Here is a 13,937-nt window from a genome sequence, read left to right as displayed (position 1 = left end):
GAGGGCTTTTGCTTATCCGGGGTTACAGAAAATTCAGTTTGATCGTCGCCAGAGTATCCACTTTACCGGATGTCACCTGCGGCGCTGTCGGAAAATAACGCGCCGACAGTGGGATCTCTCCCTGATTATTAATCAGCGGGAGTCCATCGAGTGAAATCGGCGAGCCGAATACAACAGGGTTATTTTGATAAAGCAGTTGAACGCCCACGCCGGTCGCCTGATCCACACCGTCTTTATTGCGCAGTACTCCATTCCCCGCTTTATCCATCGCACCATACAGCGTCATTTCGATGTGCGTCGCCGAACCCATGCAAGCAAAGGTGATGGGCATTGGTGTCGCTGGCATCTGAGATGCCGATTTCACTGCACTGCTACTGACCGTCGCCAGGGTAAATGCCGCATTCGTTGTGGTGAAATGGCAATACCCCGCGGGAGGTGTGACAGCGAGCGTATAATCAACATTCACTACCTGCTGAGTGATGGAGTGGGTGAATGAGAATAACGAAGGGTTTTGATAGCTGATGCGACCCGACGTAGAGATCGCCCCTGTTTTGACCAGCTCAGTTTTGATAAATACGTTATCACTCGTCAGTTCTGATATTTCTTTTAAGCCGTATTGCTGGGTAAATGGCAACGACATCAGCGAGGTATGATTGCCTTTTTTACCTATCACGACAGAAAGGCGGATCCCGATTCCCGGAACCGTGGTGGGATAGACATGATCGCCCGTCATACTGCCCGTCATATTGCCTTTAATAACAAGCTGATCCTGCGACTGCACTGGCGTACAGACAATATCTTGTTTCCGGTGCGCCAGTTTTGTCAGCGAGGAGCGTTTGACATAAAGGGTGTCACCGACATTGGCTTGCAGAGGATCTTTCTGCAACGAGCCGTCCAGCGAGATGGATAGCGTTGACTGATTTTGCAAATCACATGCTGAGACCCACGACGGAATCGCTACGCAAGCAGTTGCAAAGAAAAGCGTTACCGTAGAAAAAATACGCATCTTATTCATCCCCACATGATAATGTCATCATGGTAATAGGCAACTTACCTTCAATTTTTGGTAATTTATAACGAGCCTTACATTGATGACTGTCACTGATATCCACCAGTATTTCACCTTCATCAGCGGCCCCGGAAATAAATAGCTCACCGCGATCGCCGATAAAGAACATCCTGTCGCTACCGACTAAGTATGCCTGAGTACCAAACGGAATGACGTCGCCCTTATAATTAAGAGTGAACAGTACTTTTCGTCCAATATTGACAGGGAATTTAGCTAATACAACAGCATCTTTGGTTGGAATAACCTCCGCCGAAATATTCTCGAATGACATATTCGGCCCCACACTGTCAGGGTCAATCTGAACGGTATTGGTGTTGTAAGGCGTTACATCCGGAACGATCGTATATCCACGCCAGTCGGTATAAACACCAAGGTTATTACTGATCCCAACATGACTCGCACCCGGTGCGCTGACTAATGCGATAGCACCGTCGGAATATTGCCCCGCCGTTAAACCATGCCGATGGAGAATTAATTGTCCGGTCATTCCATAAGTGAATTGTTTTTGCTGATCGTCCTGGTTATAGCCCAACTGTGCTTCACCGTACTGTCCTTTATATGTCGCCCCCGCACTCGCATTTTTGGTGTCATCTTCATGCTTTTGAACATTGTAACCCATTTGCGTGTTGTACGTGAACGCGGGCGAATGCATGATATTCCCGCTAAAGCCCACGGTCTGGTTACTATTACCTTTTAAATCATTGGTGATCATCATTGTCGCATTTGTGGTCGAGGTATGATCAAATACCGACAGCGGCAGGGAGAAATTGAAGAGCAACTGCTTATCACGCGTCACCTTACCTTCTTCATCCTGGTTCTGATTCAAACCGAAAGTAACGGAGGCATTCAACATCCATAGCGGACTGTTTATTCCCACCTGATACATTTTCGAACTGGCACTGTTTTGATAGTCCGTTTTATTCAGCGACACGAAAATGCTTTGCGTATCCGTAATGGCCTGATTCAGCGATAATGATAACTGCTGTTTTTTAACCTGCTGATTATCGTCTGCCTTAGCGTAGTTATCCGCGAAGGAAGTATAGTTTTTGCTGTATTTATCAAGACTAATATTAATGTCACTATTGGTCTTATCCAGATGGTTTTGATATTTAAGATGAGTGACGGTCCCTTCACGCTTTTCTGCGTTCATCGCAAGCGTTGACTTTTCTTTTGCCATATCCAGCGACATTGCGCCCAGGAAGCCTAAATCCAGACCCAGCCCCAGATCGTAGCTTTGGTAAGCATTGCTCTTCTGCAATCCGCTGAGTAGCGTCAGGTTGTAGGGCAGACCGTAAGCGATAACCGCCTGTAGCACTTCAGGCTCACTGTCATCCAGGTCTGCTTCAGAGTATTTCCCGACTGAGAGAGCGTATTTTAACGCCCCCTTACGCTGCAGTATCGGCATCGAGGCAAAAGACTGGCTGAAGTGCGTCTCGCTGCCATCCGCCTCTTTCACCGTGATATCTAATATCCCGCCGTTTGAAACGGGGGCTAAATCGTTAATGGCAAATGGACCAGGCGCCACGTTGGTTTGATAAATAATATTGTTATTTTGGCGGATGATTACCGTAGCATTACTCTTTGCAATCCCGCGAACTACAGGGGCGAACCCGTTAATACTGCCAGGGATCATATCGGTATCAGAGCTAATCTGAACCCCTCGCAGACGAATACTGTCGAACAGATCCCCGGTGGTATAGGCATCCCCCATCACCAGTTCACCTTTAATCGCCGGAATAGCGCGTTCAACATAGGTGCTGGTGTTGTCCCACTCAGTGCCGGTATCGCTACTTTGCGTGAATGTGGACAAATTACGTAAACGCCACGCGCCGAGATTTATGCCATTTTTCAAATTCACATAGTTATCAGAACTACCAGAACTCTCATCCTGACTCTGCAGGGTCTGAGATCCTGACGCCTGATAACCAACCAGCAGCGCAGGGATGCCGTCATCCCAAAGTGCTACGGGTATTTCATCTTTTAAAAGGGCATGCAACGTCGTTTGCGGGAAAGAAAGGGATAATTTCTTGGTTAAGAAATCAAAAGAAGACTGCGCAACAGGCACTGCTTCAGTCAACAGTACGCAACTGCGCTCGTCTTTTTCCGGATTAATATGGACATCAGCAGCTGAAGGATCGATACCAATTTTGGCATACATCGCCATTGGCAGGCACGGTACCAGCGCGTCATCCTTCAAACTAAATTGAATATCCTCTGTACTAAATTTTTTGCCGTTCACATCAACATAGACGTGATATGTCCCCTCTTTTTTCTCATTCGCTATAACGGATTTGAGATCGCCAATTTCAGGCGCGCCGTCCACGGGCTGCAAGAGCCCGGGGTCAAAGTACGCTTCCCCGTAAGCCGACGAAATAGAAAGCATCACACACAGTGAAATTGCACTACGTACAAAGCGCGGGGAATTCCTTTTCCGAGAGTGGGCAATTGGCATAAACGAATTACAACGTAACGGTCTTCTCAGCTGACGTCACTGAGAATTCATTAACGCCACTCCAGCTCACTTTGACACCAGATTTTGCGGATTTAACAGGATAGGTTTTGCTGCCATGAGGCGCGACAACGGTGTTATTATCCTCAACGGATACTTTTACTTGCTCATCATTAATTTTTATTTTGTTCAGCACAACGTAGTAAGCCGAATCATTTTTGACAGTAACCGTATTATTAGCATCTTTCTGCCATTTTAATTCCGCAATCGCATCCGTGGCATTGCCAGGGAGATTTTCAGGGCGATAGAAAAGTTTAATACGTGTCAGTACCGCAACCATCACTTTGGTTTTGATTTTCTTCTCACCGTCGGTCATTGCCGGAATAGCTTTAACGTCCAGCCATACCAGGCTTTCGCGATCGGTTGGCAAACCCTGTCCGGCATACATCACTTGCACGACAGCTTCGCTCTTATTGGCCATATGGAAAAGCGGCGGCGAAACGATAAAAGGCAGTTTTGCGGTATGCTCTAATTCAGGATTACCCACCGCATCCACCCACGACTGGACAAGATATTCTCTGTCTTCACTATTTTTAACAGTAATATTAACGTCCTGATTTTTGGCACTGTAATACAGGCGGTTGGCAGAAAGCTGTACTGTCGCCTGGGAGGCAAAGCTCATCGCAACCATTGAAAAAATAGTAGCGGAAATGAATCGATTTAATTTCATTGATCTATCTCGAAGAAAAAATGGCTGGCTTTATAGCCAGCCATTTTGTATTTAAACAATAATTACAGGAAGTTCACTTTAATGCTGGTAGAAGTCGTGATCGCACCCGCCACAATTGGGGTGGCATCGCTAATTTTTACTGGACCGATAGTTAATGGAATGCGTACGGAACCATCACTATCTACGTCATGTGACATTGAAGCATGGCCACTGCCGTTCGGGGCAAGCACGAATTTCTCATCAGTAAGAAGAACGACGTCCCAAATCGCAACACCCACACCCTGCGCGCTGCCTGCGCCTGCATCAATGGCCAGCAGCTGGTCGTTGCCTGCTGCTGGTGTTCCCAGCACGGTCAGAGAGACGGTCTGGTCCGCAGGACATTCGGTTAATTTAACATCATAGATCGTAACAGCATTATTTTTGAGCGTATATTGGTTCTCGAGAGTACCAATTTCACGCATTTCGACGTTATCGAAGCTGACTGATGAAGGTGCATCCACCACACAAGAGAGCTCGTTCACAACCTGAGCGGTAATGGTCACATCTTGAGGTGCTGGTTGCTCGGCATAGCTCATGCCGACAACACCGGAGAATGCCATAGCCATAGACATAGCCAGAATTTTCTTATTCATATTTAATCCCTTAATTTTTAATCTGAGCGAAAGCGGTTGTTAGAGGAAAGTCACTTTGATCTGTGCGGTGGTGCTGACATTGCCTGGTGTCACAGCGGCTGCGGAATCCGCTTTCGCTAATCCGAAGTCTAATTTAGCCATCGAACCTGAGAATTTCACGGCATCGCCGTTCACCGCAACCTGCGCGCCGTCATCGTTGTTCCACACTGCCACACCCACGTTGCCAGCCGGGCTTTCCGATGCGGTGTTAGCGAGAATAGTGGAATCGCCCGCGGCGCCCACGCCCAATACATTAACTTCAGCGTTTGGAACCGTGCATTCACCACTACCATCACTAGCAATGACAATCTGCAAAGTACGAACACCGGTTGACCACGGAGCCTGATCGGACGTTTTGATATCGGAAACCAGAAGTGTGCCCAGATCCAATGTGTTTCTATTTAACATAACCTGGCATGCATCAGCGGTAATATTGCCGCTAATGGTCAGTGGCTTCAGATTGGGGTTATCATCAGCGTTAGCCATAGAAGAAGCCATTGCACTTGCTGCCACTAAAGATGCAAGCGCCATTTTTTTAAAAAACATTTTGCTCATTTTATATCCCTTTTTGTTAGAATAAATCTCAAACCCTATCAACACCATGTTAATAGAATTTGAGATTTATATGTCCTTGGTGATAACTGCATATGCTAAGTATGCTACTTTAAGCAAGGGAATGAATGAGACCTCCCTTTTCTTATTAGTAGAATATCGCGGTTGACAACCTTACACAGCATCGCGATCGTCTCATTTTAGACCGCATGTCGGGAGCACAATAAATTCACGCTCTGTCATGTATTAAAAAGTAGAATATCAATCCAAAACAATTGGTTAAAAAAATGTTTTCCAATAAAAAACATCTTCGAGAAACATTCACCCTCCAAATAAAACACAATAAATTAACGCTTACGAAAACGTAAATGATTGCAATTCATATTATTTATTTTAACAGAGGTATTTTAGCGACTACAGGCACAGGTATCATCAGCAGCAATGACACAGAGGGGTAATAAACATAAATTACTGGCGTTTAAATATACGCGTTTTATTTTACAGATTAATAATAGCAAACGTTATCCCTGTATTTTTGGAAAACGGTGATCATGTAAATGATAAGAAGAGTAAATGATTCACGACCACAATATCCGCTCACGCAAATTTGAAAAGGCATAATCGTTGTGCGCAGAGAAACCCACTGCAATCACCTCTCTACGGTGTAAAACAGCAACTGCATCGGGTAGTGTTAATAGATGCAGCATAAATGGCCATCATCACATCACCTTAGTGAATGCGTTACGCAAACAGGCACAGAAATAATGCTAATGACGCCATTCGCGCCTTACGGCCTGACCTCTCCCCGTGCCTGTCTTGATTGCATTAATCCTGAATATCTTCATCCTGTCGGATTTGCGCCGCCCAGCGCTGAGCGGATTCCGGAACACTAAAAACCGGAGAGCGGCGGAAATGTTCTCCTATCAAAACAAACGCCACGTATTTTCCACGTAACTGCCAGACATCGCGAAAGCCGTCCACTTTCAGGGCGTGGTCGGGCGGCGCGGGTTCCACGCGAGGCACGTAGCTAATGACAGGACGGTTTTGTTGACGAAATGGTTTCATAAGCGACTGGTTCACTAAGGCAAATTCTGGAAACAGGAAATTCCTATGATAGCCGATCCCTGCCCCACGCGTCGCGCTCAGGATGCGATAAACCCCGGCCCTTTCGTCGACAGACCGAAAACTCTCAGTTTTCAGCCACAAAATGACAATGTTCTATAGTTAATGGGGCTTTTAACCCTAACCATCCTGTTCTGGCAATGAAAACTGGAGACGCGTGCAATGTCGCATCAAAAAGATAAACCCGACAACCACCATCAGTCGCCGATTCATGGCGACGAAGAATCAAAACCTGGTATGGATTCACTGGCCCCCGAAGACGGCTCTCATCGTCCTGCGGCTGCCCCGTCGGCCCCCGGCGAGCAACCGACCGCGCCTGGCAGTCTTAAATCGCCCGATACCGGAAATGAAAAGCTGAAGTCGCTGGACGCTTTTCGCAAGGGCAGCGAAGATTTTGCGCTCACCACTAATCAAGGGGTGCGCATCGCCGATGACCAGAATTCGCTTCGCGCAGGTAACCGCGGCCCGACGCTGCTGGAAGATTTCATTCTGCGAGAAAAGATCACCCACTTTGATCACGAGCGTATCCCTGAGCGCATCGTTCACGCCCGAGGCTCAGCAGCCCATGGCTATTTTCAGCCGTACAAAAGTTTAAGCGACATCACGAAGGCTGATTTTCTTTCCGATCCCGATAAGATCACGCCAGTATTTGTGCGCTTCTCTACCGTTCAGGGTGGCGCGGGTTCGGCCGACACGGTGCGCGATATTCGTGGTTTTGCGACCAAATTTTACACCGAGGAAGGCATTTTTGATCTCGTCGGCAATAACACGCCGGTGTTCTTTATTCAGGACGCGCATAAGTTTCCTGACTTTGTCCATGCGGTCAAACCGGAACCGCACTGGGCTATTCCGCAGGGGCAAAGCGCCCACGATACCTTCTGGGACTATGTCTCGCTGCAGCCCGAAACGCTGCATAACGTGATATGGGCCATGTCCGACCGCGGAATACCGCGCAGTCTGCGCACGATGGAGGGGTTCGGCATTCATACCTTCCGCCTGATCAACGCCGACGGAAAAGCGACATTTGTGCGCTTCCACTGGAAGCCGGTCGCAGGGAAAGCGTCAATGGTATGGGATGAAGCGCAAAAACTGACTGGTCGCGACCCCGACTTCCACCGTCGCGAACTGTGGGAATCCATTGAGGCGGGTGATTTCCCGGAATATGAGCTGGGGCTACAGCTGATCCCGGAAGAGGACGAATTCAAATTTGACTTCGACCTGCTGGACCCGACCAAACTCATCCCTGAAGAGCTGGTTCCGGTGCAACTGGTTGGCAAAATGGTGCTCAACCGTAATCCGGATAACTTCTTTGCCGAAAATGAACAGGTGGCGTTCCATCCCGGCCATATCGTACCCGGGCTGGATTTCACCAATGATCCGCTGCTGCAGGGACGGCTGTTCTCTTATACCGATACGCAAATCAGTCGCCTCGGCGGTCCCAACTTCCACGAAATTCCGATTAATCGCCCGACCTGCCCGTACCATAATTTCCAGCGCGACGGGATGCATCGCCAGGATATCGACACCAATCCGGCCAATTATGAGCCGAATTCGATCAACGATAACTGGCCGCGCGAAACCCCGCCAGGGCCAAAGCGTGGCGGATTTGAGTCTTATCAGGAGCGTGTGGAAGGGACCAAAATCCGCGAGCGCAGCCCATCATTTGGTGAATATTATGCGCATCCACGTCTGTTCTGGCTGAGCCAAACGCCAGTCGAGCAGCAGCATATTATTGGCGCTTTCAGCTTTGAGTTGAGCAAAGTCGTGAGAACCTATATTCGTGAACGGGTTGTCGATCAGCTGGCACATATTGATATCCAGCTGGCCCAAAGCGTTGCGGATAATTTGGGTATCACCCTGACTGACGAGCAGCGCAATATCGCACCGCCGAAAGAGGTCAATGGACTGAAAAAAGACGCTTCACTCAGCCTGTATGCCGTGCCCGGCGGGTCGATTAAAGGGCGTGTGGTGGCGGTGCTTCTGAACGATAACACCCGCTCCAGCGATGTGCTGGCGATCCTGAAAGCGCTGAAAGCGAAAGGGGTTCACGCAAAACTGCTTTACTCCCGGATGGGGGAAGTCACGACGGATGACGGCTCCACGCTGCCGGTTGCGGGGACGTTTGCCGGGGCTCCGTCTCTGACCGTAGACGCGGTGATTGTGCCCTGCGGTGACATCAAGAGTCTGCTGGGGAATGGCGATGCCGCCTATTACCTGCTTGAGGCCTACAAGCATCTGAAACCTGTCGCATTAGCAGGAGACGCCCGCCAGTTCAAATCGCTGCTGAAAGTGGCCGATAAAGGCGAAGAAGGGATTGTGGAAGGCGATGCGGCTAACAGTAAGTTTATGAATCAGCTGTTCGATCTGCTTGCTGCCCACCGGGTGTGGTCAAGAAGCAGTAAAATCGCCAGTATTCCGGCGTAAAACGATCGCCGGGAAATCCTTCCCGGCGATCTTTCACATCACAAATCGTTGAACCTTCCCAACCGATAACCGCGCTCGGCAATCGCATATTTGAGCGAGGGAGACGTCAGTACATCCAGCTCTGCCAGCCGCGGCCAACAATACGCGCTTTTACGTACCGTGTTGTCGACGAATGCCGGGTGAGCCATCACTTCCAGCGAACGCTCTCCGCGCTGCGCCGACTCATCGAGCACCTGTAAAAACAGCGCTTCGCTGATCTCGTCTCCATAGAATTCACTACTGAATCCCTGCGTTGTCGGGGCAGAACTCAGGGTCAGTTCGTGTGCGGCTTGCACCTGTCGGTCCACGCGCATCCCTGCCCCTTTACGTGCCGCAAACTCGGCCACCAGCAGGAAAATCGCCGGGATCATATGGACGTGATGATGGCTGTCAAGGTGCGTCGGTTCGCGTCCAAAAATGTCGACAAAACGGTTAAACTGACAGTCCAGCTCGCGCGCAATCTCTTCAAGCGGCAGCGCATCCTGCTCCGCCATCTGCCAGATCCACTTACCCAGTTGCCCGTCTCGCGTCAGCCCTGGCATAGGAGAGAGCGGCATTCCGAGGGTTAACACAAAGTGCATTCCCACGCCGAGCTCTGGCAGGTCGCGGCTTAAAGCGGCGGCATGCTCCACCGCATCCCCATTAACCAGCGCGGTTGTCGATGTCACCACGCCACGACGGCAGGCTTCCACAATGCCGTAATTTTGCCCTTTCGACAGGCCAAAATCATCGGCATTCACGATCAGCAGTTTTTCCATTTCTGTCCCTCTCAGCGATGCTCGCGTTTGAGTTTCTCAGCCGTCGCCGCAAAATGAGGCAACCATTTTTCATGAGCCAGGATCATCTCTTTCGCCAGCACTTCGGCGTCGCGATCGGAATGCACCAGCGGGCTAAGGTTGAGTGCCAACAGCACGTCGTTCAACTCACCGCTCAGCGCCGCCTGGCTTGCCGCCACTTCAAATCCTTTAATGGTATGGATAAGCCCCATCACTTTCTCATCGAAATGAGTGATACGCGGGTGGGGTTGCGCACCGTCACGCCCGAGAATACAGGTCATTTCAACCGCCCAGTCTGCCGGGATGTTATCGATGTGACCATGATGCGGCACATTCACATAATGCTCAGCTTGTTTGTCATTGTAGATAGCGTTGATCACCTCACATGCAGCATCGGAATAGTATGCCCCGCCGCGCTGCTCAAGCTCTTTCGGCTTAACGTTAAGGTTCGGATCTTTATACAAATCAAAGAGCTGTTTTTCAACTTTTTGCACTACTTGCGCACGGGCGCCGCCTTTGTAGTACTCACCCATTTCAATAGCCAGCATCTCTTTCTGCTTGAAGTAGTAAAGCAAATAAGAACATGGCAGAAGATTCAGGGAACGAATCAGCCCTTCGCTGAACGGCAGATCGAAGATGTTTTTCACCGATGCGGCGGTCAGACGACCGGAGGCCACGCCATCCAGCAGTTCCGCAAAACGTGATTCGCCATTGACCAGCACATCTTTGATAAAGACCATGTGGTTCAGGCCAAACAGGTCGATAGAGAGATCGTCGCTGTCGGACAATGCCAGCACATCGCGGATAAACATTTTCATGCCAATTGGAATATTACAAACCCCAATAAAGCGCTTGAATCCGGTATGACGATAAACGGCCTCTGTCACCATGCCGGCCGGGTTGGTGAAGTTAATCACCCAGGCCTGCGGGCAGATCTCCTCAACATCTTTGATGATGTCAAAAATCACCGGAATGGTACGCAACCCCTTGAACAATCCGCCAGCGCCATTGGTCTCCTGACCCAGATAGCCGTGGCTTAGCGGGATGCGCTCATCCAGTTCACGCGCTTTAAGTTGCCCGACGCGCAGCTGAGTAGTGACAAAATCGGCATCTTTCAGCGCCTGACGGCGATCCAGCGTTTTATGTACGGTTAACGGCACACCCGCTTTTTTCACCATCCGCTGACACAGCTCGAAAATAATATCGAGTTTCTCCTGCCCTTCTTCCACATCCACCAGCCATAATTCGCTGACCGGCAGTTCATGATAACGTTTCAGAAAACCTTCGAGCAATTCCGGGGTATAGCTGCTGCCGCCGCCAATCGTTACGACTTTTAATTTCTTTTGCATAATATCTCCCTTAGCGTATCAGGTTAACCGCCTGCAAAGTATAGCGTGGCATTCCCGCTATTATGGGCAAGCGTTTAAGTCAATATTTCTGGCGAGTTAACTCGCCGCGAATCAATTAATTATTCATTACCGTCAAATTCTTACGGTAGCTATTTGGCGTAAATGAAGTGAATTTTTTAAATGTTTTAATAAACAGGCTTGGACTACTGTATCCCGACTCGTAGGCAATATCGGTGACCGAATAGTTAGTGATTTCCAGCTGTTTTTTAGCGAAATTAATGCGGATACCGTTAATGATTTGCACCGGTGTTTTTTGATAATAACGCTGAGTGGCTCGGGTAAGATATTCCTGCGATTTCCCCGACAGCGCGATCATATTTTCCAGCGCATTATCGCCAAACTGATGTTTATCATGCATTAATTCCACGGTCGTACGCAGCCATTGCGGAATATCATCCATCACCTGCTGCTCATCGCGATGATGGCGCAGGCGGTTCATCACATAAAAGGTGACCGTTTCAATAAACTCATCAAACTCGCTGTCGCGAAAATTGAGTGAGGCAATAACCGTTTCGATCCAGGTCAGGAACTCATTCTTGATGCGATACACCTGCGACGCCACAAAGCAAAAGGGCACCAGCGGTAAGTAGTGCTTTTCGAAGAAACGCCTGCTCACGCCGACGTTGAGAATGCGCGTGGCACCAAATTCATAAAAGCTCTGGTGGTACGATCCCATGGGCAGAAAGACAAAGTCGCCGCGTTCCAGCAACACTCTTTTCCCGTTGATCTCCTGATAGTAGCGACCGGTCAGAACAATCGTGAACTCGTAGTAATCATGCTGGTGCAAGCCGCTCACGCTTTCCGTTTTGTTGTAGATAACCACGTGAAAATTCTTGCCGTTAAACAGTTGCTGCTCAAGTGCGGTTTTAATTTCCATCGTGTTTACCTCCTGCGGCCTGACTTAGTGCATTTTCTCGTGAAGCTCGATAAGCTCTGCGACCAACTCGCGCGCCAGCATCGACGTCATCAAATGATCCTGGGCGTGGACCAATACCAGGCTGACTTTCATCTTACCTTCACCCTGGTCGCCTTCGATAAGCTTAGTTTGTACCAGGTGTGCCTCATTCAGCGCCGTGCGCGATTGATCCATCATGCGTTTTGCAGCAGCAAAATCGCCCTGCTTGGCCTGTTTAAGAGCGGCGTACGCCAGACTACGCGCTTGTCCGGAGTTAATGATAAGCCCCATCACCACTTCTTCCAGATCGTTTTCGAGCGCTTCTTCTGCCACGATGGTATCCAAATCAAACATCTTACGTCTCCTTTTACAGGCGCGGGTTTCCCCGCGCCAGCTTATCTTAGAATTTCAGTGCAAGGGCGATCTCTTCTTCGCTCTCTTCTTCATCAATGGTGGTCTGTGCCTTGTTCGCGATAGCCACGAACGGCATATACAGCAGGGTTGCAATACCTAAGTTGAATATCGCCAGCAGGAAGGCTGCCACGCTACCGTTGGTGTTGAAGAAGGCTCCCAGACCGGCCGGCATCGTCCACGGCGCGATATTAGTGATCGGCGGGATAATCCCTAAGTAATACGCCGTCAGGGTAATCGCGGCCAGCAGCGGCTGAATCACAATGAACGGGATAAACAGTACCGGGTTCATGATGATCGGCAGACCAAACAGAATCGGCTCGTTAATCTGGAAAATACCTGACGGCAGCGCCAGCTTGGCAACCTGACGATGGTCAGCACGGCGAGAGGTAATAAAGATGGCAATGATCAGACCCAGCGTCGCCCCGGTACCGCCCAGGAAGATGTACGAGTCGAGCATCGGCTTCGCCCACACGTGGAAGGTTTTACCTGCCGCCAGCGCCGCATCAACCGAACCATACTGCTGATACAGCTGGACGTTTTCCAGCGCCCATGGCGTCATAATACCGCTGTCCAGCGCGGCCAGCGCCAGCGAACCGTGAACACCGAAGAACCACAGCAGCGAGGTGAAAATCACATACGCCCAACCTACCACGCCACCCATCGACGCCAGCGGCGTAGAAATAGTGTCCATAATGATCTGATGGAAGTTAGTGCCCCAGTGTGACAGTGCCCAGGCGATAATCCCCATAATGGAAAGGATAATAAATCCAGGGATTAACGCAGAAAACGAACGCGACACCGACTCCGGCACGCTATCCGGTAAACGGATAACCCAGTTACGACGAACAATAAAGGTGAACAATTCCGCAACGACCAGTCCGATAACAATACCGGAAATAATATTTGCGCCACCCAGCCAGTTCGCTCCTACTGCGTAAGCTTCGCCCACGCTATAAGGTGTCACCGTCATAAAAGCGGCAACCGATAATAGACCGGCGGCCAGGGGATCAACTTTTCGCTCTTCAGCCAGTGCCATTCCGATAAAGAAAGGCGCCATCAGCGACATAATACCCAACGTACCGTTGTATACGTTGCCGCCGATGGCTTTAAAGCCATTGAGGGTTTCAATGGTAGAAGCGTCTAAGCGAATACCCAATGAATAGAAAAATGAACCATCACCGAAACTCAGAAAAACGTTGTTGATTAAAACGAACATTGCCCCAGCCAGTGTCAACGGCATTAATTTAATAAAACCGTTTTTAATGGCATTAACATGCGGCTGTTTTCCTATTTTAACAGCAAAAGGAAGGAGTACCTTTTCAAGTGAATTGATGACTCTACTCATAGGAAATGACCCTTAAATGCCGCAACGAAATATTGCGGCGTA

General features: G+C 49.4%; 12 protein-coding genes. 1 reads left to right on the top strand and 11 read right to left on the bottom strand.

Features of this window, described 5'->3' with window-relative positions; translation table 11 throughout:
* Positions 1-22: 22 nt before the first annotated feature.
* The 6 genes from SOM82_RS08620 to cedA form a co-directional block, all read right to left on the bottom strand.
* Positions 23-1,006 (bottom strand): fimbrial protein, encoded by a 984-nt coding sequence (locus tag SOM82_RS08620; protein WP_320459288.1) that lies wholly within the window; start codon positions 1,004-1,006, stop codon positions 23-25.
* A gap of 1 nt (position 1,007) precedes the next feature.
* Positions 1,008-3,452 carry a fimbria/pilus outer membrane usher protein gene (locus tag SOM82_RS08615; RefSeq protein WP_320459602.1) on the bottom strand — a complete coding sequence of 815 codons (2,445 nt, stop codon included), beginning with the start codon at positions 3,450-3,452 and terminating at the stop codon, positions 1,008-1,010.
* A 76-nt stretch (positions 3,453-3,528) separates the two neighbouring features.
* Entirely contained in the window at positions 3,529-4,248 is a 720-nt protein-coding gene (locus SOM82_RS08610) for a fimbrial biogenesis chaperone (protein ID WP_320459287.1), read from the bottom strand.
* A gap of 62 nt (positions 4,249-4,310) precedes the next feature.
* Positions 4,311-4,880, bottom strand: coding sequence for a fimbrial protein (locus tag SOM82_RS08605; RefSeq protein WP_320459286.1), 570 nt, complete (start codon positions 4,878-4,880; stop codon positions 4,311-4,313).
* A gap of 39 nt (positions 4,881-4,919) precedes the next feature.
* Positions 4,920-5,474, bottom strand: coding sequence for a fimbrial protein (locus SOM82_RS08600; RefSeq protein WP_320459285.1), 555 nt, complete (start codon positions 5,472-5,474; stop codon positions 4,920-4,922).
* 822 nt (positions 5,475-6,296) lie between these two features.
* The gene (gene cedA / locus SOM82_RS08595) at positions 6,297-6,536 is read right to left on the bottom strand and encodes a cell division activator CedA (RefSeq protein WP_501083559.1); all 240 of its coding nucleotides are present in this window, start codon (positions 6,534-6,536) and stop codon (positions 6,297-6,299) included.
* A 219-nt stretch (positions 6,537-6,755) separates the two neighbouring features.
* On the opposite strand from cedA, the gene katE reads away from it, so the two are divergent.
* A complete protein-coding gene (gene katE / locus SOM82_RS08590) occupies positions 6,756-9,017 on the top strand; it encodes a catalase HPII (protein WP_320459283.1) in 2,262 nt (753 codons plus the stop codon).
* 38 nt (positions 9,018-9,055) lie between these two features.
* On the opposite strand, the gene chbG is transcribed toward katE, so the two are convergent.
* The 5 genes from chbG to chbC all read right to left on the bottom strand — a co-directional run bounded on the left by chbG (position 9,056) and on the right by chbC (position 13,895).
* Positions 9,056-9,814 (bottom strand): chitin disaccharide deacetylase, encoded by a 759-nt coding sequence (chbG, locus tag SOM82_RS08585; protein WP_320459282.1) that lies wholly within the window; start codon positions 9,812-9,814, stop codon positions 9,056-9,058.
* A gap of 11 nt (positions 9,815-9,825) precedes the next feature.
* Positions 9,826-11,181 carry a 6-phospho-beta-glucosidase gene (locus SOM82_RS08580; protein WP_154125167.1) on the bottom strand — a complete coding sequence of 452 codons (1,356 nt, stop codon included), beginning with the start codon at positions 11,179-11,181 and terminating at the stop codon, positions 9,826-9,828.
* Positions 11,182-11,296: 115 nt separating this feature from the next.
* On the bottom strand, positions 11,297-12,118 hold the full coding sequence (gene chbR, locus SOM82_RS08575) for a transcriptional regulator ChbR (protein ID WP_320459281.1): 822 nt from the start codon (positions 12,116-12,118) through the stop codon (positions 11,297-11,299).
* 24 nt (positions 12,119-12,142) lie between these two features.
* The gene (gene chbA, locus SOM82_RS08570) at positions 12,143-12,490 is read right to left on the bottom strand and encodes a PTS N,N'-diacetylchitobiose transporter subunit IIA (RefSeq protein WP_154125165.1); all 348 of its coding nucleotides are present in this window, start codon (positions 12,488-12,490) and stop codon (positions 12,143-12,145) included.
* A gap of 46 nt (positions 12,491-12,536) precedes the next feature.
* The gene (chbC, locus tag SOM82_RS08565) at positions 12,537-13,895 is read right to left on the bottom strand and encodes a PTS N,N'-diacetylchitobiose transporter subunit IIC (protein WP_154125164.1); all 1,359 of its coding nucleotides are present in this window, start codon (positions 13,893-13,895) and stop codon (positions 12,537-12,539) included.
* Between the last annotated feature and the right edge of the window lie 42 nt (positions 13,896-13,937).

This window comes from Lelliottia sp. CFBP8978 (assembly GCF_034046055.2).
Lineage (GTDB): Bacteria > Pseudomonadota > Gammaproteobacteria > Enterobacterales > Enterobacteriaceae > Enterobacter.
Note: the sequence above shows the minus strand (reverse complement) of the source record. Positions and strands in the feature narration are given on the sequence as shown.

Bases quoted from the DNA above. Each gene is read 5' to 3' on its own strand.
- chbG (WP_320459282.1), bottom strand. From the start codon at position 9,814: ATGGAAAAACTGCTGATCGTGAATGCCGATGATTTTGGCCTGTCGAAA.
- SOM82_RS08605 (WP_320459286.1), bottom strand. From the start codon at position 4,880: ATGAATAAGAAAATTCTGGCTATGTCTATGGCTATGGCATTCTCCGGT.
- SOM82_RS08620 (WP_320459288.1), bottom strand. From the start codon at position 1,006: ATGCGTATTTTTTCTACGGTAACGCTTTTCTTTGCAACTGCTTGCGTA.
- SOM82_RS08610 (WP_320459287.1), bottom strand. From the start codon at position 4,248: ATGAAATTAAATCGATTCATTTCCGCTACTATTTTTTCAATGGTTGCG.
- SOM82_RS08615 (WP_320459602.1), bottom strand. From the start codon at position 3,452: ATGCTTTCTATTTCGTCGGCTTACGGGGAAGCGTACTTTGACCCCGGG.
- katE (WP_320459283.1), top strand. From the start codon at position 6,756: ATGTCGCATCAAAAAGATAAACCCGACAACCACCATCAGTCGCCGATT.
- chbC (WP_154125164.1), bottom strand. From the start codon at position 13,895: ATGAGTAGAGTCATCAATTCACTTGAAAAGGTACTCCTTCCTTTTGCT.
- chbR (WP_320459281.1), bottom strand. From the start codon at position 12,118: ATGGAAATTAAAACCGCACTTGAGCAGCAACTGTTTAACGGCAAGAAT.
- chbA (WP_154125165.1), bottom strand. From the start codon at position 12,490: ATGTTTGATTTGGATACCATCGTGGCAGAAGAAGCGCTCGAAAACGAT.
- SOM82_RS08600 (WP_320459285.1), bottom strand. From the start codon at position 5,474: ATGAGCAAAATGTTTTTTAAAAAAATGGCGCTTGCATCTTTAGTGGCA.
- cedA (WP_501083559.1), bottom strand. From the start codon at position 6,536: ATGAAACCATTTCGTCAACAAAACCGTCCTGTCATTAGCTACGTGCCT.
- SOM82_RS08580 (WP_154125167.1), bottom strand. From the start codon at position 11,181: ATGCAAAAGAAATTAAAAGTCGTAACGATTGGCGGCGGCAGCAGCTAT.